Below are 20,042 nucleotides of genomic sequence, written 5' to 3' on the forward strand. Positions count from 1 at the left end.
GGCAGCGTTCAGGCCGGCTCGGGGTAGACGACGTCCACCACCTCCAGTGTTTCCCAGCCAGCAGGGGTGCGCAGCCGAACCTCTTCGCCTACGCGGGCCTTCAGCAGCGCCTGCGCCACGGGGGACACCCAGCTGACCTGGCCCTGCGCGCTGTCGGCCTCGTCAATGCCCATGATGGTGACGGTGGTCTCGCTGCCATCTTCGCGCGCATAGGTAACGGTGGCGCCGAAGAAAACCTGGTCCCTGCCGTGGTGGACAGACGGGTCCACCACCTCGGCAATGTCCAGCCGCTTGGTCAGGAAGCGGATGCGCCGGTCAATCTCGCGCAGACGCTTTTTGCCATACAGGTAATCACCGTTCTCGGAACGGTCGCCGTTGCTCGCAGCCCAGTGGACCACCTCCACCACCTTCGGGCGCTCCACGTCCAGCAGGTTGAGCAACTCGGCGCGCAGGCGGTCATGGCCTGCGCGCGTCATGTAGTTCTTGGCACCCGCAGGAATCTTCGGCCCTGCCGGCAGATCGTCTTCATCGCTGTCGTTGTCAGTCTCTCGGGTAAACGCCTTGCTCATCTCAGCCTCCGCCGAGCCGCCTCAAGGAGGCTGAAGCCCCCTCGGGGGGCAGCGAACAAAGTGACCGTGGGGGAAGCTTCATCTTCAGAAACACTCTCAAACAACCTCCAGGCGGGGGCCGCCAGCACCGGCGGGTTCAATGCCGCCAATCTCTGCCGCTTCGGCAAAGCCATGCGCGGCAAAGGCGGCCAGCACTTGCGGCACCGCTTCCGGCGCGCAGGCCACCAGCAGCCCGCCGCTGGTTTGCGGATCGGTCAGCAGCGCCTGCTCCACCGGGCCCACGCCCTGCCCCAGCACCGCCTCGCCGCCGTAGGCCGCCCAGTTGCGCCCGGAGGCTCCGGTAACCATGCCTGCGGCGGCCAGTTCACGCACACCTGGCACCAGCGGAACACGTGCCATGTCGATGCGCACCGTTGCCCCACTGCCCCGCGCCATTTCCAGCGCATGGCCCGCCAGGCCGAAACCGGTCACGTCGGTCAGCGCATGCACCCCGTCCATCGCGGCCAGCACCGGCCCTGGCGTGTTGAGCCGCGTGGTGTGGCCAATCATGCGGGCGTAGCCTTCGGCATCCAGCGCGTTTTTCTTCAACGCGGCGGACAGCACCCCCACGCCCAGCGGCTTGCCCAGCACCAGACGGTCGCCCACGCGAGCATCGGCATTGCGCTTGACGCGCGACGGATGCACCAACCCCAAAGCGACCAGCCCGTAGATCGGCTCGACCGAATCGATGGTGTGTCCACCGGCAATCGGTATGCCTGCCGCACGGCAGACACTCTGCCCGCCCTCCAGGATGCGGCCGATGGTGGCGGTGGACAGCACGTTCACCGGCATGCCCACGAGCGCCAGCGCCATGATGGGGGTGCCACCCATGGCATACACGTCGCTGATGGCATTGGTGGCAGCAATGCGCCCAAAGTCGAACGGGTCATCGACGATGGGCATGAAGAAATCGGTGGTCGCAATCAGCGCCTGCTCGTCGTTGAGGCGGTATACGGCGGCGTCGTCCGCCGTCTCGATGCCCACCAGCAATTCCGGCGGCACGGGCATGGCGCTGGTGCCCTTGAGGATTTCGCTGAGCACGCCAGGTGCGATCTTGCAGCCGCAGCCGCCTCCATGGGAGAGGCTGGTCAGGCGAGGTTCGCCGGGAGGCGAGGTCCATGAAGTCATATGAAACGATCCGTTGGTAGATGGACAGGAGCCGGGGCCGAAGGCTGGCGGCATTCCCGCAGCAGCGTCAGCAACGCATCCCGTTCGGTTTGCGGTTCAAACAGCGGGGCGCGCAATTCGCATTGTGATTGCAGGCGCGCAAGCATGCCGTCCGCATGGCCAAGGCCATCGCGGCAGGCCCGGAGCATGCTGGCCAGCATCTGGGCGTCACCTGCCTCGAAGTAACCACCGTAGCCTGACCCCAGCATGCCCACGTTGCCCGAAATCCGGGACGCGAGCACCGGCGTCGCACCGCACACGGCCTCCATGATGACGTGTGCACCGCCCTCCATGCGGCTGGCATGCACCAGCACATGGGCGCGCTGTATGCGCGAACGCGTAGCCATGTGCGGCAGCGCGCCGAGCCAGCGGTAGTGCGGACACGCCACCATGGTCTGCCGCGCGGCATCCCCCAGGGCCGGGTCGAGCGCACCCCCTATGTGGTCGATGAGGATGCCCTCGTCCGGCCGCAGCAGGCGCGCGGCGGCCCACAGGGTCTCGGGCATCTTCTCTTCGCGCAGGTGGCCCACCATCACGGCACGCAGGTGCCGGTCTGTCTTGTGCAGCGGCTTGCGCTTGGCGACGGACTGGTAGATCACACGTGTCTTGGGCCGGTAGGGTTCTGGCAAGGCCTGCAGCCCGTCGCCCTGCAACACCACCAGCCGTTGTGCCAGCGCCAGCGAACGCTGTGCGGCTTCGTCACGGTAGATATCCCGGTACAGGTCCGTTCCCGTCAGCACCACCACCAGGGGGCGCCTGGGATGGGCCGCCGCCCAGGCGCTGACCGACGCTGCGGAACGGCGGGCATGCAAAGCCACCAGGATGTCCGCGTCGCCGCTGGCGCTTCCAACCCACTCCTTGCGCAGGCTCACCCGATAATCGCCTTCAAGCAATCCGGCCCAGCGCTGCGCCGTTTGCCAGTTGCCATTGTTGGCGTCGGCCAGCGCAGGCGTGACAATGCAGACGGAAGCTTTATCGGTGGAGGCACCCATGGTTCAGATTGTCTCGCAAGCCGGACCCCATGCGCGCCATGCGGGCAAGGCCTGGCTGCGCGAAGCCCTCACCGACGCCCGCGAGCGCACCCTGCGGCTGCTGGCGGCGTGTGAGCGTGCCCTGGGGCCATCGCTGGCCGTGCCCCACAGCATCGAACTCAACCCGCCGCTCTGGGAGGCAGGGCACATCGGCTGGTTTGCCGACTGGTGGATCGCGCGCAACCCAGGACGCTTCCTGGGCACCTTGCTGGGCACGGGGCAGCCCCGCGCAGCGGCGCGCCAGGCCAGGGATGGCTGGGACGCCGATGCCCTCTACAACTCCAGCACCGTGGCCCACGATACGCGCTGGCACCTGCGGCTGCCGGATGTGGACGCCACCAGAGACCATCTCGTGGCCAGTCTGCAAGACACGCTGGCGTGGCTGGAAGACGCGCCCCCCGACGACCAGGGTCTTTATTTTTTCCGGCTGGCCCTGTTCCACGAAGACATGCATGGCGAAGCGGCCCTTTACATGGCACAGACGCTGGGCATCGACCCGGGCGGCGCCGACCGCCCGGCCATTCCGGCTCTGCCCGGGCCGCCTCGCCAGTTGGCGCTGGCCCCGCAGACCTGGATGCTGGGGCACGATGGCCCTGGCTTCGTGTTCGACAACGAGCGCTGCGCACACCCGGTGACGCTTGACGGGGGCGATATCGACGCCCACGCGGTGACGTGGGGACAGTATCTGCCCTTCATCGAGGATGGCGCTTATGACAACCCCAGGCTGTGGAGCCCTGAGGGCTGGGCCTGGAGGCAGGCGGAGCAGATCAGCGCGCCGCGCCACCTGCGGCGTGCCGCCAACGCCCCGGGCAGCTGGGAGGCGTTTCGGTTTGGCCGCTGGGAAGCGCTGGGTGAAGCCGTGGCCGCGTGCCACCTGAGCGCCCACGAGGCCCAGGCCTGGTGCCGCTGGGCCGGTCGGCGCCTGCCCACCGAAGCCGAATGGGAGGCCGCTGCCTGCACCCTGCCCGGCTTCACCTGGGGTCAGGTGTGGGAATGGACCAGCAGCGCCTTCACGCCCTACCCGGGCTTCGAGCCCCACCCCTACGCCGATTATTCAGCCCCCTGGTTCGACGGACGGCCGGTGCTGCGCGGCGCCAGTGCAGCCACCGCGGCACGCATGCGGCATCCCAGGTACCGCAACTATTTTGTGGCGACACGCAACGACATCTACGCAGGCTTTCGCAGCATGGCCGCCTGAACGTCAAGCCCGCGCCCAGAACACGCTGAACCAGTCGCGCGCGTCGCTCCAACAGTTGGTGCCCGCAAAGCCTGCGTCGCGCAGCAAGGCAGTGAACGCATCGCTACGCCACTTGAACGAGTCTTCGGTATGCATGCGCTCGCCAGCCTTGAAATGGCGCCGCCCGCCCGGCCAGTGCACGGTCTGATCGACGCTGGAAGCCAGATGCATCTCTATGCAGGAGCGTTCTTCGTTGAAGAAGGCCACGTGCTGCCAACGCGCTGGCGCAAAGTCGGTGCCCAGAAGACGGTTGACATGCAGCAGCAGATTGCGGTTGAAGGCTGCGGTCACACCCAGGGCGTCGTCGTAAGCGGGCTCCAGCACGTCGCGAGGTTTCACACGGTCCACGCCGATCAGCAAACCACTGCCTTCACCGCCCTGCAGACAAAGCGCGTGGGCCTGCGCCATCAGGCCGGCAGCATCATCGGGCTCGAAGTTGCCGATGCTCGACCCTGGGTAGAACACCACGCGCGGCCGCCCGGCAAGCCCCAGGCCGTCCAGCCAATTCAGCACCTCGGCTGGCAGTTCCAGCCGAGCAGAAAAATCCAGCCCCAGGCCGAACATGGGCAGGCCTGGGTGCTGCTGGCGCAGGCCTTCCAGGCTGTTGCGCAAGTAGTCCACCGAAATGTCCACGGCCACGTAAGCTGCAGGCCGCAGCACAGGAAACAGCCTGGCCGCCTTGGCACAGCAGCCCGCCCCCAGGTCGATCATCACCGCGCCAGCCGGAATGCATGCCGCCATGCCACGCCCATGCGACTCAAAGATGGATGCTTCGACCCGGGTGAGGTAGTACTCCGGCAAGGCCGTGATCGCATCGAACAGGCGCGACCCCAATTCATCGTAGAAATACTTGGGGGCCATCTGCGCAGGCACGCTCCGCAGGCCCTCCTCCAATTCGGCACGCACCTGCGCGGCATCGCCGTGGTGGTGCTGGTGGAAGTCGAACAACGAGATGGAACCCATGGTCATTTCCCTGCAGTTTCCGCTCTTATACCTTGTCGCGCCAACTCGGCCTTGGCACGCGGCCTAAAATTGAGAGCCTTGCCCCGCTGTTCAATGCGTGCCCGCCCCGTCCTTCATCACGGGGCGCATGGTCACCCGGCACCGGGGTTTTTTGTCCTCCCTCTTGACCGGAGCCACCATGTCCCGTTTTCTTCCGACGCGCGCGCTGCGCGCGGCCACCGCAATCGCGTTGCTCGCCGTTTCCACCCTGGCCTCTGCACAGCAGGTGCTGCGGGTCACCGCCATCCCTGATGAATCCCCCACCGAGCTGGCGCGCAAGGCCGCGCCGCTGATGAAGTACCTGGAAACCAAGCTGGGCGTGAAGGTGGAGTACACGCCGGTGACCGACTACGCTGCTTCGGTGGAAGCACTGGTCAACCGCAAGGTGGACCTGGCTTGGTTCGGCGGCTTCACCTTCGTGCAGGCCAACGTGCGTTCGGGTGGCAAGGTCGTGCCCCTGGTGCAGCGCGAGGAAGATGAGAAGTTCAAATCCGTCTTCATCACCGCCGACCCGGCCATCCAGACCCTGGCCGACCTCAAGGGCAAGGACGTGAGCTTCGGTTCGCAGAGCAGCACGTCGGGCCACCTGATGCCGCGCAGCTTCCTGCTGCAGGCAGGCATCAACCCGGAAAAGGACTTCCGGCGCGTGGCCTACAGCGGCGCGCACGACGCCACCATCGCGGCCGTGGCCTCGGGCAAGGTGCAGGCAGGTGCACTCAACATCTCGGTGTGGGACAAGTTCGTCACCGAAAAGAAGGTAGACACCACCAAGGTCCGCGCCTTCTACACCACGCCCCCCTACTTCGACTACAACTGGTCGGTCCACGCTGACATGCCCGCCGCGCTCCGGCAGAAACTGGCCGATGCCCTGCTCTCGCTCAACCGCAACACCCCCGAGGGCAAGGAAATCCTGGACCTGCAACGCGCCACGCGCTTCGTGCCCACCAAGGCCGAGAACTACAAGGGCATCGAGGCCGCTGCCCGCAGCGCCGAGCTGCTCTGACGCGAGGCTGCGCGCTTGAACATCGAACTTGCGGGCGCCAGTGCCCGTCACCCGGCAGCACGACCAGGCACGGCGGCCATCCTGCAGTCCCTGAGCCTGACGGTGCAGGCGGGTGAACAGGTTGCGGTGATCGGCCCGTCCGGCGCGGGCAAGACCACGCTGCTGCAGGTGCTGGCCTGTGCCCTGCCCTTGTCGGGCGGCGAGTTGCGGCTGGGCGGCCAAAGCCCCTGGCGCCTGCCCAGGCCTGAGTTGCAGAAGCTGCGTGGCCGCCTGTTCCTTGCACCGCAGGTGCCTCCGCTGCCGCCACGCCAGCGCGTGGTCACATCGGTGCTGGCCGGGCGCCTGCCTGCCATGGGCCTGTTGTCCAGCGTGCGATCGCTGTTCTACCCCTCTGACATACCGGCCGCATTCGACGCGCTCGACCGCTTCGACCTGGCTGACAAACTCTTCGACCGCGTGGACCGCCTTTCGGGTGGGGAACGCCAGCGCGTGGGGCTGGCGCGAGCACTGCTGTCGCCTGCCAGCCTGTGGCTGGTGGACGAACCCTTGTCGGCCCTCGACCCGGTGCGAGCCCGCCAGGCCCTGCTCACCCTGACCGACGTGGCGCGCGAGCGCGGCATCACGCTGGTGTCCACGCTGCACCAGGTAGACGCAGCGCTTGCCCATTTCCCTCGCGTGGTGGGTTTGCGCGAAGGCGCGATCGCGTTCGACCTGCCTGCGGCCCAGGTCACGCAGCAGCACATCGACAGGCTCTATTACCAGCACGAAGACGAGCTGAGCGACGGCGTGGGCGCCCAGGATGCGGCAGCTCCGCTGCCTGCCGCCCCGGTGGTGATGACCTGCCGCTGAGAGAACGGGTCGAGGCCATGACAGCGATCGCCCAAAACTCCGCCAGGGCCGCCCCGAGCCGAGACCCTGCCTGGGCTGGCCGCGTGTTCTGGATGAGCGCCGCACTGGTGCTGCTGTGGCCGCTGGCGGTGGCTTCGGAGTTCCGGCCGTGGATACTGCTGGAAGCCGAAAGCCTCAAGGCCAGCGCGCAGTTCCTGGGCAGCTTCTGGCCCCTGCGGCTGGACGGTGAGTTCCTTGCCCTCGTGGTGCGGGAAACCTGGCGCACGGTCGCCATTGCCACAGCGGGCATCACGCTGGGTCTGCTCATCGCGGCCCCCATGGCCTTGCTGTCGGTGCGTGTCCTGTCCATCTCCGCCCTGTCCGGGCGCATGGCCTTGCTGCCCGCCTGGGGCCGCCGCTGTGTGCGGTGGACGCTGATCGTCCTGCGCAGCGTACCCGAACTGGTGTGGGCGCTGGTGTTCGTGCGTGTTGTGGGCCTGGGCCCCACGGCGGGCGTGTTCGCCATCGCCCTGACCTACGGGGGCATGCTGGGCAAGGTGTATGCCGACATCCTGGAAAGCGGCGAAACCCACGCCACAGAAACCTTGCTGCGCAATGGCAGCGGCCGGTTGCAAGCGTTTTTCTATGGGTTGCTGCCCACCAATGCGGCAGAACTCACCTCTTACACCGTGTACCGCTGGGAATGCGCGATTCGTTCTTCAGTGGTGCTGGGCTTCGTTGGCGCGGGCGGGCTGGGCCAGCAGCTCGACAACTCCATGAAGATGTTTGCCGGTGGTGAAGTGGCCACCATGCTGCTGGTCTTCGTGGCACTGGTGGCCCTGGCCGACCGGGCCAGCGCCTGGCTGCGCCGCACCCTGGGTTGATCCGATGAACAAACCCCGCGCCGCCAACCCGCCCTACAAGCTGCCGCCGCCGCTGTTCGATGCTCGGTGCAAGGCCTGCTGGTTCATGGCGGGGCTTTTACTGCTGGTGGTAGCCAGCTTCTGGTCACTCGATCTGCAGTGGGCGCAGTTTCTCTCTGCCGACGCATTGGCCAGCATGGGCCGGTTCTTGGGGGAGTTTTTTCCACCCGACACCTCGCCCGCGTTTTTGCGCAAGGTGGCACTGGGGGCCTGGGAGACACTGGCAATGTCCGTGCTGGGCACCTTGCTCGCGGTGGCAGGGGGACTGCTGCTGGCCCTGCCCGCCAGCCGCCTGCACGAGGCCGACCGGGCCTGGGGCCGGGCACCCACACGCTGGCTGCTCAACGCCCTGCGTTCGGTGCCAGAACTGGTGTGGGCCGCCCTGCTGCTGATCTCTGCGGGCCTGGGGCCGCTGGCAGGGACACTGGCCTTGGCGCTGCATACCAGCGGCGTGCTGGGCCGCCTCTTTGCCGAGGCGCTTGAAAACGCCCCGCCGGGGCCTGCCGCCGCTTTGCGCACGCAGGGCGTCGGCACCGTTCGCGTGTTCCTGTACGCCACACTGCCGCAGGTACTGCCGCAGGTGCTGAGCTACACCCTCTACCGCTGGGAGAACAACATCCGCGCCGCCGCCGTGCTTGGCGTGGTGGGGGCAGGCGGCCTGGGCCAGTTGCTGGCCTTTCACATGGGGCTTTTCCACATGGGCAAGACCGCCACGGTGCTGGCAGCCATGCTGCTTATGGTGGGCCTGGTGGACGGCATCAGCTACGCGGCACGCCGGGCACTGGCACGCTGACCACGGCACAGCCATTCGGCGCGAGATGCCGTTGCTGCCCGAGGAATGGCATCCGTCAGGCAATCCATGTGTTTACAAGAGATGTGATCTATGCCAAATTGCAACTCTTGTGCACCCACAGGGAGGCTGATGATGAAGTGGCTGCTTGCTGTCGCGACCGTCGCACTCGCATCTTCGATAGCCAATGCGGGTTCAATCGTTTACACACCACTCCCGGGCAATCTCTCTGGCCTACTGGAACATGGCGGCGGTTGCCGCAAGAGTTCACCACCTGGCCAGTGTTGCCACATGGACAACAAGGCTGGAAGCGTGCATTGCCATTGAGAATGCGGGAAAACACAACGCCAGAAACTGAAAAGCCTCGCAACCGTTTCCGATTGCGAGGCTTACAGATTTGGCGCGGCTGGCAGGATTCGAACCCACGACCCCTTGGTTCGTAGCCAAGTACTCTATCCAACTGAGCTACAGCCGCTTGCTGAAGCTGAAAGTATAACACCGTTTTCGGCCTTCTTTCAACCCCCTCGTTCTTTCGAACAAGATTTTTTGGTAGGCCGTGTTGGACTTGAACCAACGACCAAAGGATTATGAGTCCTCTGCTCTGACCAACTGAGCTAACGGCCCTGACCAAGCCCGAGATTGTAGCCGCCGCAGGTGCTGTTTCAGCGCTGCTGGCTCAGTGCGTTGCTCACCAGCTTGGACGTGATGTCCACGATCTGGATCATGCGGTCGTAAGGCATGCGCTGCGGGCCGATCACACCCAGCGTGCCCACCACCTTGCCGTCCACTTCGTACGGCGCGCTCACCACCGACAGTTCCTCGTAGGGCACCACCTGGCTCTCACCGCCGATGAAGATGCGCACGCCCTCGGCCTGGTTGGAGACTTCCAGCAGCCGCATGAGCTGCGTCTTGTGTTCGAACAGGTCGAACATCTTGCGCAGGTTGCCCATGTCGTGCGAGAACTCGCTGACAGAAAGCAGGTTGCGCTCCCCGGCCACCACCACCTCGTCCTGCGTCTCGATGGCCTGCGAGCTCACATCGACCGCCTTGACCATGAGGCTGGCGATCTCGCTGCGCAGGGCCTCGACCTCGGTGCGCAGCCGTTCGCGCACCTGCTCGATGGTCAGCCCCGAGTAGTGCGCATTGAGGAAGTTGGCGGCCTCCTGAAGCTGCGACTGCGTGAAGGCAGCCTCGGTGTGGATCACGCGGTTCTGCACGTCGCCCTCGGGCGACACCAGGATGACCAGCACCCGACGGTCTGACAGGCTCAGGAATTCGATGTGGCGGAACACCGTAGGCCGCCGGGGCGCCATCACCACCCCCACGAACTGCGAGAGACTGGAAAGCATCTGCGCGGCCTGGCTGATGACCTGGCGCGGCTGGTCGGCGGCGAGGCTGGGCGCGGGCAGGTGTTCCAGCGTTGAAATCTCCTCGCGCCGCACGGTGAGCATGGTGTCCACGAACAGGCGATAGCCACGCGCCGTGGGCACGCGCCCGGCCGACGTGTGCGGACTGGCAATGAGGCCCAGGTCCTCCAGGTCACTCATCACGTTGCGTATGGTGGCGGGCGACAACTCCAGCCCGGCCGCCTTGGAAAGCGTGCGGGAGCCGACCGGTTGCCCGTCGGCAATGTAGCGCTCCACCAACGTCTTGAGCAGCAGCTTGGCGCGGTCGTCTAACATCAGGTCATTGTAAAAAGCTTGTGCTGTAATTTAACCATGTTCAAACATGTCGCCATAGTGGGCAAATACAACGCCGTGGGCTCCAAGGATGCCCTGGAACGCATTGCCCACTTCCTGCACGACCAGGGCTGCGACGTCGTCATCGAACACGACACGGCCCTCAACACCGGGCTGACCCAATACCACGTGCTGGACGTGGAAGGCATCGGCGCGCAGTGCGATCTGGCGCTGGTGATGGGCGGCGACGGCACCATGCTGGGCATAGGCCGCCAGCTGGCCCGCTACAACGTGCCGCTGGTGGGCATCAACCAGGGTCGCCTGGGCTTCATCACCGACATCCCCTTCAATACTTTCGAAACGCTGCTGGCACCCATGCTGCGCGGCGAGTACGAGGAAGACCAGCGCGCACTGATGCAGGCAGGGGTCTGGCGCGACGGCCACTGCGTGTTCGAAACCATTGCCATGAACGACGTGGTGGTCAACCGGGGCGGCGCCCCGAGCATGGTGGAGTTGCGCGTGGAGGTTGACGGGCACTTCGTGGCCAACCAGCGCGCCGACGGTCTCATCATTGCATCTTCCACCGGCTCCACGGCCTACGCGCTGTCGGCTGGCGGCCCGCTGCTGCACCCCGCCATCGATGGTTGGGTGATGGTGCCCATCGCACCGCATACGCTGTCCAACCGCCCGATCGTGCTGCCGTCCACCGGCGAAATTGCCGTGGAAGTGGTGGCCGGACGCGACGCCAGCGCGCACTTCGACATGCAGACCTTCACCAGCCTGTTGCACCGCGACCGCATCACCGTGCGGCGGTCTGCCCACGAGCTGCGCCTGCTGCACCCCGTGGGCTGGAGTTATTTCGACACCTTGCGCAAGAAACTGCACTGGAACGAGGGGGTGGTGACGTGAGCCTGCAGCGCATGGTGCTGCGCGATTTCGTGATCGTGCGCAGCCTGGATCTGGACCTGGAAAACGGCTTCACCGTGCTTACGGGTGAAACCGGTGCGGGCAAATCCATCTTGATTGACGCCTTGCAACTGGTGCTGGGCGCACGTGGTGACGCTGGCGTGGTGCGCGAAGGGGCGCAGCGCTGCGAGATCAGCGCCGAATTCCTGGCCAGCGCCCCTGTGCGCCGCTGGCTGGACGATAACGGCTTTGCCGCCGAAGAAGGCGAGCCGCTGCTCCTGCGCCGCAGCATAGACACCCAGGGCCGCAGCCGCGCGTGGATCAATGGCAGCACGGCCACGGCCGGGCAGCTCAAGGCGCTGGCCGACGAATTGGTGGACATCCACGGTCAGCACGCGTGGCAAAGCCTGACGCGGCCCGACGCGGTGCGCCAGCTGCTGGACGATTACGCGCAAATCACCACGACCGAACTGCGCAACCTCTGGAACACCTGGCGCGACAGCCTGCGCGTGCTAGACGAAGCCCGCGCCCGCCAGGCCACACTGCAGCAGGAGCGCGAACGCCTGCAATGGCAGATCGGCGAACTGGACAAGCTGGCGCCGCAACCCGGTGAGTGGGATGAACTCAACCTGCAGCACGGCCGCCTGGCCCATGCGCAAGGCCTGATCGATGCCGCCCAGAGCGCCCTGCACGCACTCGACGAGGGTGAACCGGGCGCCACTGGTCTGGTGAACCGCGCCATCCAGGCGCTGCAGGAACAGCAGCACATCGAGCCGCGCTACGGCGAACTGGCCGAGGTGCTGCAAGGTGCGCTGGCGCAACTGGAAGACGCCTGCCACGACCTGCAACACCACGCCAACCACACAGAAGTGGACCCCACCGCCCTGGAGGCCCTGGACCAGCGGCTGGGGCAATGGCTGTCTCTGGCACGGCGTTACCGCTGTGCGCCTGAAGAGCTGCCGCTGCGTCTGGCCGAGTGGAAGCAGTCCCTGGCGGAACTGGAGCGCAGCGCCGATCTTGATGCGCTTCAGCAAAGCGAACGTGCCGCCCACCAGGCGCTGGTGCGTTCGGCCAAGCAGGTCAGCAAGAACCGTTCGACCGCCGCGCAGCGCCTGTCCAAGGCCATCACCGAAGCCATGCAGGGCCTGGGCATGGCAGGCGGCCGCTTTGAAGTGCGGCTGCTGCCGCTGGACGAGCCGCAGGCCCATGGCCTGGAAAACGTGGAATTCCTGGTTGCAGGCCACCCTGGCACCACACCCCGCCCGGTGGGCAAGGTGGCCTCGGGCGGCGAACTCTCGCGCATCGCGCTGGCTATCTCCGTCACCACCAGCCAGCTGGGGCAGGCCCCCACCCTTATCTTCGACGAGGTGGACAGCGGCATTGGCGGCGCCGTGGCCCAGACCGTGGGGCAATTGATGCGCCAGCTCGGCCGCGACCGCCAGGTGCTGGCCGTAACGCACCTGCCGCAGGTCGCCGCCTGCGCTGACCACCACCTGCTCGTCTCCAAACAGCAGGATGCGCAAGGCACTGCCAGCGAAGTGCGCATCATCGACACCGACGGCCGCGTGCGCGAACTGGCACGCATGCTCGGGGGTGACCGGCTGTCCGACACCTCACTCGCCCACGCACGCGAGATGCTGCAGACATGAACACCTTGCCTGCCTCGAACATGCAGCTGGTGGTGATCACCGGCATGTCGGGTTCCGGCAAGTCGGTGGCCCTGCACGCGCTGGAAGACGCTGGGTTCTACTGCGTGGACAACCTGCCGCCAGAACTGCTCGAAGCTTTCATCGCCGTCGAGCAGGAGCACCGCGCCGAGCGCGTGGCCGTCGCCATCGACGTGCGCAGTGCCAAGTCCCTGCCCGGCTTGCCGGAGCGTTTGCAGCGCATCCGTGAACAGGGCCAGGCATTGACCGTGCTGTTCCTGGACACCACCACCGACACCCTGGTCCGGCGCTTTTCCGAGACACGGCGCATGCACCCGCTCTCCCTCAAGGACACGGCCGACCAGCGGCGCGCGCTGGTGGATGCGATTGAACTGGAACGCGAGATGCTGGGTGAACTGCGCGAGCTGGCGCAGGTGCTGGACACCAGCCAGCTCAAGGCATCGCACCTGCGCAGCGAGGTCAAGGCCCTGCTGCACCGGGCGCCAGCCACGCTCACGCTGGTGTTCGAGTCCTTTGCTTTCAAGCGCGGCATACCCATGGACGCCGACTACGTGTTCGACGTGCGCATGCTGCCCAATCCACATTACGAGCCCGAGCTCAAGCCGCTGACCGGGCAGGACGCCCCGGTGGCAGCCTACCTGCGCGCGGAGCCGGAAGTGCAGGCCATGCAGGACCAAATCACGGCATTTCTGGAGCACTGGCTGCCGCGCATGGTGCAGGACCACCGCAGCTACGTGACCGTGGCGGTGGGTTGCACCGGCGGGCAGCACCGCTCGGTCTACCTGGTGGAGCAGCTGGCCAGCGTCTTCGGCAAGGCCTGGACCGTCCAGCGCCGCCACCGCGAACTCGACGCGCTCAGGCACGCCGCCGGTCATTGACCGGCGCGTGATGCTTCACCACTGCTGAAGCAACCACTGCCGCACGGGTGCGGGCAGGCCTATCTCCAGATCCTGCGGTCCGCGCACCCACAATCCCGCCTCGGCAGCCGCACGGACTTCGGGCAGTGCACCCTGCCACTCCACCACCTGCAGCACCAGATCACGGTGTGTCAGCGCGTGCCGAAGGGTGTCCTGCCGCATGGGCGCAACCTCGTTGCAGGAACCGCCTGCCACCGACGCCCAGGCGTCAGCACGCGTGGTGTGCACCGGCAGGCAGTACAAGCCCGCCCAGATGCCCTGCTGCGGCCGTTGGGTGAGCCAGATCGCGCCATCGCCGCGCCGGTGCACGACAAGCCACCACTCCTCTGTACGGCGCACGAGCTTGCGGGTCTTGACGGGGAAGTCGCCCGGCCGCTGCTGCACCCGCGCCTGGCAAAGTGGCGCCACCGGGCAAAGCAGGCATTGCGGCTTGCCACGCGTGCACAGGGTAGCCCCCAGGTCCATCAGCCCCTGTGTGTAGGCTGCCATGTCGTCTGCCGTGGGGTTCGGTGGCAGCATCTCCTGGGCCAGTTGCCACAGCTGGCGCTCCTGCGTGGCGTCGGCCAGGTCACCTTCAAAGGCCAGCAGACGAGTCAACACACGCCGCACGTTGCCATCGAGTATGGACACACGCTCCCCGAAACAGAAAGCCGCAATGGCTGCCGCCGTGGATGGTCCGATCCCGTGAAGCGTCTGCAAAGACTCGGCCGTGTGCGGAAACGCCCCGCCCCACCGCTCAACCACCTCCTGGGCGCAACGGTGCAGGTTGCGCGCCCGGCTGTAATAACCCAGGCCGCTCCACAACGCCAGCACGTCATCCTGATGCGCAGCGGCCAGCGCGCGCACGTCGGGGAAACGCGCCAGAAAGCGCGGGTAGTAGCCCAGCACGGTGCTCACCTGGGTCTGCTGCAGCATGATTTCGGACAGCCACACGCGGTAAGGGTCGCGCGTGCCCTGCCAGGGCAGGCCATGCCGCCCGTGCACTTTCTGCCAGGCCACCAGGGTAGGGAAAAACGCTGCGGGAACGGCCTGTCTTCCCGCCTCCCGGTCAGGCCGCCGTGCCATGAGATGCAGCGGCACTGTCCACGGCGGGCCAGGACTCGGTGACTGCCTCTTCCGCCATCTCGTCACTTTGTCCCAGCTCGCTGGTCAGGCGTTCCAGCTCGGCCCGGTCGGTTTCCAGCGTGGTCAGGCGCTGCTGCAGTTCTGCAATGCGTTCATCCAGACCGCCAGCGGCCTGCTGGATGCGGTGCACCGCCTCGATGCGCCGTGCAAAGTTCTTGCGGCGCTCACGTAACTGCCCATCCAGCTGAGCGGCGGCAGACTTGTTCCACAGTTCCACCTCGCTCGACGCATCGTCGTAAACGCCACGCAAGCGAGACATCACCGCCTTGGCCAGCCTCTCCGCGAACTCGGGCTGCGCAAGGCGGAAGATGTTCGTGAGCCCCAGGTACTGTAGGTGGTTGCGCTCGATCACGTCCAGTTCCTGCGCAAAGCGCATGACATCGAGCTTTTGCGGCAACTGCAGGGAAAAGCCGAACTCCGCGTTCAGGCTGCGGAAGCTGCTGCCCAGCATGTCCTGCACCTCGTCCGCCAGGCGCTGAGCCTGCTGCAAGCCAGCACGCAAGCGGTCGAACGCATCGCCATACACTTTCTTCACCCCCAGCTTGATGCCCGGTTGCCTGAGGGCCTCGCCCAACTGCGCGACTTCGGTCTTCAGGTGGTTGGTGCCCAGCAGAGCGAACACGTCCTTGAGCAGCTTGAGGTGCACCGATCGCACCGCCTGTATGCGAGCGCCGCTGGCGTCGAATTCGTTCTGCTCCTGCTCGATGCGCATGCGCATCTGCTTGATCACCGTGGTGTTCTTGCCGCGCAAGCCTTCCAGCTCCTGCACCTGTTCCACCATCTCGCGGGTGCGCGCGTGCAGTTGCTGGCCCACGTCCGCCCGCAAGGCCTGCAAAGCACCGGCCACGCTGGCCTGCAGTATCTGCCTGCGCTGCGCCAGCACGTCTTCCGCCAAAGCACGCTCCAGGTCAGGCAGGCGGCTTTCGCGCAACAACGCACCGTCCTGCCGCACCTTGGCCAGCAAACCCTTCTGCGCCGAAACAGCAATGACCTGCTGCGGCAACAGCCCCAAAACCTGGGCCGAAGTCTCGCGCTGGTGCTGAATCTGCTGCTCGATGTACTGGGGCGTGCTCAGCTCGTCCCACAGCGTGTCTATCTTGTTGAGCACCACCAGCCGCGTGTCGTTGCGCTCGGCAGCGGGCGCGAGGTGCTCGCGCCACATGGCCAGATCGGACTTGCTCACTCCCGCATCTGCCGCCAGGATGAACACCACCGCATGCGCTTGCGGCAGCAGGCTCACCGTCAGCTCGGGTTCCGCGCCAATAGCGTTCAGCCCAGGCGTGTCCAGAATCACCAGCCCCTGCTTCAGCAGCGGGTGGGCCATGTTGATGAGCGCGTGCCGCCATTGCGGCACCTCCACCAAGCCGTCCGGCCCGGTGAGCGGGTTGTCGTCGGGTGCGTCGTCATGCCAGAAGCCCAGCGCCCGCGCCTCGTCCACGCTCACACGGCGCACCTCGGCTACCTTCTCTATGGCCTGGGCAAGCTGTGCCGGGTCGTTCACGTCCAGATCGATCCGCTCCCACTGCTCTGGGGCACTGCGCCACTCCAGCAGGGACTGGGGCTGCAGGCGCGTATCGATGGGCAGCAGTCGCAGGCAGGGAGGCACGTCGGGGTCGTAACCCAGTTCGGTCGGGCACATGGTGGTGCGCCCGGCGCTGGCGGGCATGATGCGCCGCCCGTAGCCCGCGAAGAACACCGCATTGATGAGTTCCGACTTGCCGCGCGAGAACTCCGCGACGAAGGCCACCATCACCTTGTCCGACTTGAGCTGCGCCTGCAGCTGCTCCAGCCGCTCTCGCGTGCCGGCGTCCAGCAGCTCCTCGGCGTCCAGCCAGTCCGCCAGGGTCTTCAATCGTGCGGCGTACTGCCGCCGCCAGACGCTGTGCTCGTCGAATTCCTGGTTGAAAGACATGGGGCCCTGCGTGTTCATGGTATGGATGTTCTGCGGGCAATATAGCACCGCCTGTCGCATTTCAAGCCTTCTGGCAGTGGGGGCAGTAGAAGGTGGACCGCTGCCCCTGACGCAGCATGCGTATCGGCGTGCCGCAGACCCGGCAAGGCTCGCCCGCCCGGTCGTAAACCATCACCTCCTGCTGGAAATGCCCGCTTTGCCCGTGCGCGTTCGAGAAGTTGCGCAGCGTGCTGCCGCCGGAATTCAAGGCCTTGTCCAGCACCTGCCGTATGGCCCGGTGCAGCTTGCGCACGCGCGGCAGGCTGAGTCTGCTGGCACGCACCGTGGGCCTGATGCCCGCCAGGAAAAGCGCTTCGGAAGCGTAGATGTTGCCCACCCCCACCACGATATCGCCCGCCATCAGCACCTGCTTGATGCTGGCCTGACGCTGCCGCAAGGCACAGTGAAAGGCCTCGGGTTCAAAGGCGTCGGTCAAAGGCTCCACGCCCAGGCCGCCCAGCAGTTTGACGGCAAGCGGGTCGCTTTCGCCTTGCACATGCACCACGGCACCAAAGCGGCGCGGGTCGTTGAGTCGCAGCACCCCCTGGCTCGTCTCCATATCAAAATGGTCATGCACCCCGGCGGGCGGCAGATGGCCTGCAAACTGCACACTGCCCGACATGCCCAGATGCAACAGCAGAATGCCCTCGTCCAGGTCGATCAACAGGTACTTGCCGCGGCGGCGCACCCCCGTGACCCGGCGTCCCGCCAACGACCCGGGCTCCACCCCCAGCGGCCAGCGCAACGGCTTGCCCAGACGCACTGCCCGCACCACCGCTCCACGAATGCGGTCGGCAAAGCTCAGTCGGGTTACCTCCACTTCGGGCAATTCGGGCATGTTCTGACAGTGGGTAAGACTACGGGCCTTCCATTATGATCGGCCAATGCATCCGCATGCCCCCCACCTCGCCCGCCGTGACCTCGCGCCCCTGGGCGCAAGAATGGAAACGGCACAGGGCCGATTGCGCCTTGCAGCAGCACCACGCTTGCTGCTGTCTGCACTGGTCTCCGCCACGCTGTGGCTCTCGCCAGCCCATGCTCAGGATGCGGCTGCCGAAACGCCACCGGTGAACAACTCGGAAATCGACGCCGAGCTGTTCTACCAGCTGCTTCTGGGTGAACTGCATCTGCGCAACGAGGAACCAGGAACGGCCTACTCGCTGATTCTGGACGCCGGACGCCGGACCGGCCGCGAGGAGCTGTACCGCCGCGCCGTGGAGATCGCCCTGCAGGGGCGCTCCGGCAACGCGGCGCTCAGTGCTGCCAGGGAGTGGGCGGGTACGCACCCACAGTCCGATGAGCCGCACCGCTACGTGCTGCAGATTCTGCTGGCGCTCAACCGCCCTGCCGAGATTGCACAGACCTTGCGCACGCTGATCCAGCTGGCGCCGCCAGAACGCCGGCCCGAAGTGATCGGTGCCATCCCACAGACATTGGCGCGCACCGGCGACAAAGCCGCCGCCATGCAGGCCGCGCGCACGGCTCTGCAACCCTTCCTGAACGACCCGGCAACTGCGTCCGCGGCATGGTCGGCCGTTGGCCGGATGCAACTAGACCAGCAGCTCAACACTGAGGCGCTGGCCTCGGCGAAACAGGCCATGGCAGCGGACACCCGCGCCGTGATGCCTGCCGTGCTTGGCCTGGAACTGATGGAGAGGGACCAGCCCGGCGCGGAAGCGCTCGTGCGCAGCTACCTGGAGCGCAACCGCCGCGAGACACAACGCCCGTTGCACCTGGGGTTCATCCGCACGCTGATCGACCAGCGCCAGTTCGCACCTGCCCGCCAGGAACTCGCCATCCTGCTCACCCAGGACCCGAAACTCGCCGACGGCTGGCTATTGCAGGGCACGCTGCAAATGCAGGAACGGCAGTACAACGCCGCGCAGACCTCGTTTGAACACTACCTGGTGCTGGCGCGCGAACTGCCTGCCGACGCCGTGCGGCGGGGGCAGACACAGGCATTCCTGCAGCTGGCCCAGATAGCGGAGCAGCGCAAGGACTACGCGGCTGCCAATGCCTGGCTGGACCGGATCGAAGACGGACAGGACATCCTTAGCACCCAGTTGCGCCGAGCCGCGCTGCTTGGCCGCCAGGGCAGGGTCGACGAAGCGCGGGCCCTGCTGCGGCAGCAGCCTGAGCGCAGCCCGGAAGACTCGCGCCGCAAGCTCCTGGCCGAAGCCCAGTTGCTGCGTGACCTGGAGCAATACCCGGCGGCGCTTGAAGTCTACGCAGAAGCCGTTCGACGCTTCCCCGACGACCCCGACCTCGTCTACGAGCAGGCGATGGCCTCCGAAAAAGCGGGCCGCCTTGAGGACATGGAACAGCTGTTGCGCAGCCTGATCGCCCGCCGGCCGGACTACCACCACGCCTACAACGCGCTGGGGTATTCGCTGGCCGACCGGAACGAGCGCCTGCCCGAAGCCAAGGCCCTCATCCAGCAAGCCCTGCGCACGGCCCCGGAAGACCCCTTCATCCTCGACAGCCTGGGCTGGGTGGAATTCCGCATGGGCAACCTGCCGGAAGCCCTGCGGGTGCTTCAGGACGCCTACCGCCGCCGCCCGGACGCCGAGATCGCCGCCCACCTGGGAGAGGTCTACTGGGTGAAAGGTCAGCAGGAAGACGCCATCAAGGTCTGGCGCGAAGGCCTTCTGCTGAATCCCGAAAACGAAACCCTGCTGTCCACACTCCGCCGCTTGAACGTGAGGCCATGAAGGCGCTTCTTCCCAGCAGGCGCACCCTGCTTTCGGCCAGTGCGCTGTCGGTAGCCCTGTGGCTGGCCGGTTGCGCCACCCCGCCCCCGCCACCCACCGGCAGCAGCGAATTCTGGACAGGCCGGTTGACACTGCAGATCGACGGCAACCCGGCGCAGAGTTTCTCCGCCGGCTTTGAACTCAGCGGCAACCCGGCCCAGGGCGAGATCAAGCTGTTCTCGCCCTTCGGGCAGACCGTTGCCAGCGCGACCTGGACAAACACCGGTGCAGCCCTGCACCAAGGCGAGGAAACGCGGCACTACCCCGACATGGCCAGCCTGACCGCGGAACTGACAGGCACGGCCCTGCCCATCTCGCCACTGTTCGACTGGCTCAAGGGCCTGCCCGCGACCCTGGATGGGTGGGAGGCAGACCTGACGCAACACCCGCAAGGCCGCTTGAGCGCACGCCGCTTGTTCCCCCTTCCCGGCGCACACCTGCGCGTTGTATTTCAGTGA

The 20,042-nt window shown here is 66.3% G+C and carries 18 protein-coding genes and 2 tRNA genes; 10 read left to right on the forward strand and 10 right to left on the reverse strand.

The features are described 5' to 3' along the window. Positions 1-8: 8 nt before the first annotated feature. The 3 genes from greB to senB form a co-directional block, all read right to left on the reverse strand. Positions 9-569 carry a transcription elongation factor GreB gene (greB, locus tag ACYVHH_RS04670; RefSeq protein ID WP_460563923.1) on the reverse strand — a complete coding sequence of 187 codons (561 nt, stop codon included), beginning with the start codon at positions 567-569 and terminating at the stop codon, positions 9-11. 96 nt (positions 570-665) lie between these two features. Continuing rightward, the gene (selD, locus tag ACYVHH_RS04675) at positions 666-1,736 is read right to left on the reverse strand and encodes a selenide, water dikinase SelD (RefSeq protein ID WP_460563924.1); all 1,071 of its coding nucleotides are present in this window, start codon (positions 1,734-1,736) and stop codon (positions 666-668) included. Beyond that, on the reverse strand, positions 1,733-2,767 hold the full coding sequence (gene senB / locus ACYVHH_RS04680) for a selenoneine biosynthesis selenosugar synthase SenB (protein WP_460563925.1): 1,035 nt from the start codon (positions 2,765-2,767) through the stop codon (positions 1,733-1,735). The genes selD and senB overlap by 4 nt, the downstream gene beginning before the upstream one ends. On the opposite strand from senB, the gene senA reads away from it, so the two are divergent. Beyond that, positions 2,766-4,004 (forward strand): selenoneine synthase SenA, encoded by a 1,239-nt coding sequence (senA, locus tag ACYVHH_RS04685; RefSeq protein ID WP_460563927.1) that lies wholly within the window; start codon positions 2,766-2,768, stop codon positions 4,002-4,004. The genes senB and senA overlap by 2 nt on opposite strands. Before the next feature lie 3 nt (positions 4,005-4,007). Here the strand turns inward: senA and egtD are convergent, their stop codons facing one another. Beyond that, the gene (egtD, locus tag ACYVHH_RS04690; RefSeq protein ID WP_460563928.1) at positions 4,008-5,012 is read right to left on the reverse strand and encodes an L-histidine N(alpha)-methyltransferase; all 1,005 of its coding nucleotides are present in this window, start codon (positions 5,010-5,012) and stop codon (positions 4,008-4,010) included. A gap of 172 nt (positions 5,013-5,184) precedes the next feature. On the opposite strand from egtD, the gene ACYVHH_RS04695 reads away from it, so the two are divergent. From ACYVHH_RS04695 to phnE, 4 genes are read left to right on the forward strand one after another with little or no spacing between them, the layout of a single operon-like run. Next, positions 5,185-6,048, forward strand: coding sequence for a putative selenate ABC transporter substrate-binding protein (locus ACYVHH_RS04695; RefSeq protein ID WP_460563929.1), 864 nt, complete (start codon positions 5,185-5,187; stop codon positions 6,046-6,048). A gap of 15 nt (positions 6,049-6,063) precedes the next feature. After that, positions 6,064-6,897: a phosphonate ABC transporter ATP-binding protein gene (locus ACYVHH_RS04700; RefSeq protein ID WP_460563930.1), complete on the forward strand. Its 834-nt coding sequence runs from the start codon at positions 6,064-6,066 to the stop codon at positions 6,895-6,897. Positions 6,898-6,914: 17 nt separating this feature from the next. After that, a complete protein-coding gene (locus ACYVHH_RS04705) occupies positions 6,915-7,760 on the forward strand; it encodes a PhnE/PtxC family ABC transporter permease (protein ID WP_460563931.1) in 846 nt (281 codons plus the stop codon). Positions 7,761-7,764: 4 nt separating this feature from the next. Further along, a complete protein-coding gene (gene phnE, locus ACYVHH_RS04710; protein WP_460563932.1) occupies positions 7,765-8,592 on the forward strand; it encodes a phosphonate ABC transporter, permease protein PhnE in 828 nt (275 codons plus the stop codon). A 395-nt stretch (positions 8,593-8,987) separates the two neighbouring features. On the opposite strand, the gene ACYVHH_RS04715 is transcribed toward phnE, so the two are convergent. The 3 genes from ACYVHH_RS04715 to hrcA all read right to left on the reverse strand — a co-directional run bounded on the left by ACYVHH_RS04715 (position 8,988) and on the right by hrcA (position 10,271). After that, positions 8,988-9,064 (reverse strand) — tRNA-Arg (locus ACYVHH_RS04715). Positions 9,065-9,136: 72 nt separating this feature from the next. Then, positions 9,137-9,213: transfer RNA gene (locus ACYVHH_RS04720), tRNA-Ile, on the reverse strand. Between the two features lie 38 nt (positions 9,214-9,251). Further along, the gene (gene hrcA, locus ACYVHH_RS04725; RefSeq protein WP_460563933.1) at positions 9,252-10,271 is read right to left on the reverse strand and encodes a heat-inducible transcriptional repressor HrcA; all 1,020 of its coding nucleotides are present in this window, start codon (positions 10,269-10,271) and stop codon (positions 9,252-9,254) included. A gap of 36 nt (positions 10,272-10,307) precedes the next feature. Between hrcA and ACYVHH_RS04730 the strand changes: the two genes are divergently transcribed. Genes ACYVHH_RS04730 through rapZ form a run of 3 tightly spaced genes read left to right on the forward strand, consistent with a single transcriptional unit; the run spans position 10,308 to position 13,719 of the window. After that, positions 10,308-11,177: an NAD kinase gene (locus ACYVHH_RS04730; RefSeq protein ID WP_460563934.1), complete on the forward strand. Its 870-nt coding sequence runs from the start codon at positions 10,308-10,310 to the stop codon at positions 11,175-11,177. After that, positions 11,174-12,823, forward strand: coding sequence for a DNA repair protein RecN (gene recN / locus ACYVHH_RS04735; RefSeq protein ID WP_460563935.1), 1,650 nt, complete (start codon positions 11,174-11,176; stop codon positions 12,821-12,823). The genes ACYVHH_RS04730 and recN overlap by 4 nt, the downstream gene beginning before the upstream one ends. Then, complete coding sequence (gene rapZ, locus ACYVHH_RS04740; RefSeq protein ID WP_460563936.1) at positions 12,820-13,719, forward strand: RNase adapter RapZ; 900 nt, start codon at positions 12,820-12,822, stop codon at positions 13,717-13,719. Before recN ends, rapZ begins: the two co-directional genes overlap by 4 nt. A 15-nt stretch (positions 13,720-13,734) precedes the next feature. Here the strand turns inward: rapZ and mutY are convergent, their stop codons facing one another. The 3 genes from mutY to mutM are packed head-to-tail and all read right to left on the reverse strand — an operon-like array spanning position 13,735 to position 17,672. After that, positions 13,735-14,823 (reverse strand): A/G-specific adenine glycosylase, encoded by a 1,089-nt coding sequence (gene mutY / locus ACYVHH_RS04745; RefSeq protein WP_460563937.1) that lies wholly within the window; start codon positions 14,821-14,823, stop codon positions 13,735-13,737. Beyond that, a complete protein-coding gene (locus ACYVHH_RS04750) occupies positions 14,807-16,813 on the reverse strand; it encodes a dynamin family protein (protein ID WP_460563939.1) in 2,007 nt (668 codons plus the stop codon). The genes mutY and ACYVHH_RS04750 overlap by 17 nt, the downstream gene beginning before the upstream one ends. A gap of 43 nt (positions 16,814-16,856) precedes the next feature. Continuing rightward, positions 16,857-17,672 carry a bifunctional DNA-formamidopyrimidine glycosylase/DNA-(apurinic or apyrimidinic site) lyase gene (gene mutM / locus ACYVHH_RS04755; RefSeq protein WP_460563940.1) on the reverse strand — a complete coding sequence of 272 codons (816 nt, stop codon included), beginning with the start codon at positions 17,670-17,672 and terminating at the stop codon, positions 16,857-16,859. A 148-nt stretch (positions 17,673-17,820) separates the two neighbouring features. Here mutM and ACYVHH_RS04760 point away from each other — a divergent pair, with 148 nt between their 5' ends. Next, positions 17,821-19,545, forward strand: a complete 1,725-nt coding sequence (locus ACYVHH_RS04760) for a tetratricopeptide repeat protein (RefSeq protein WP_460563941.1) — start codon at positions 17,821-17,823, stop codon at positions 19,543-19,545. Beyond that, positions 19,542-20,042 (forward strand): lipoprotein insertase outer membrane protein LolB, encoded by a 501-nt coding sequence (locus tag ACYVHH_RS04765; RefSeq protein WP_460563942.1) that lies wholly within the window; start codon positions 19,542-19,544, stop codon positions 20,040-20,042. The genes ACYVHH_RS04760 and ACYVHH_RS04765 overlap by 4 nt, the downstream gene beginning before the upstream one ends.

The organism is Hydrogenophaga aquatica, from assembly GCF_054780915.1.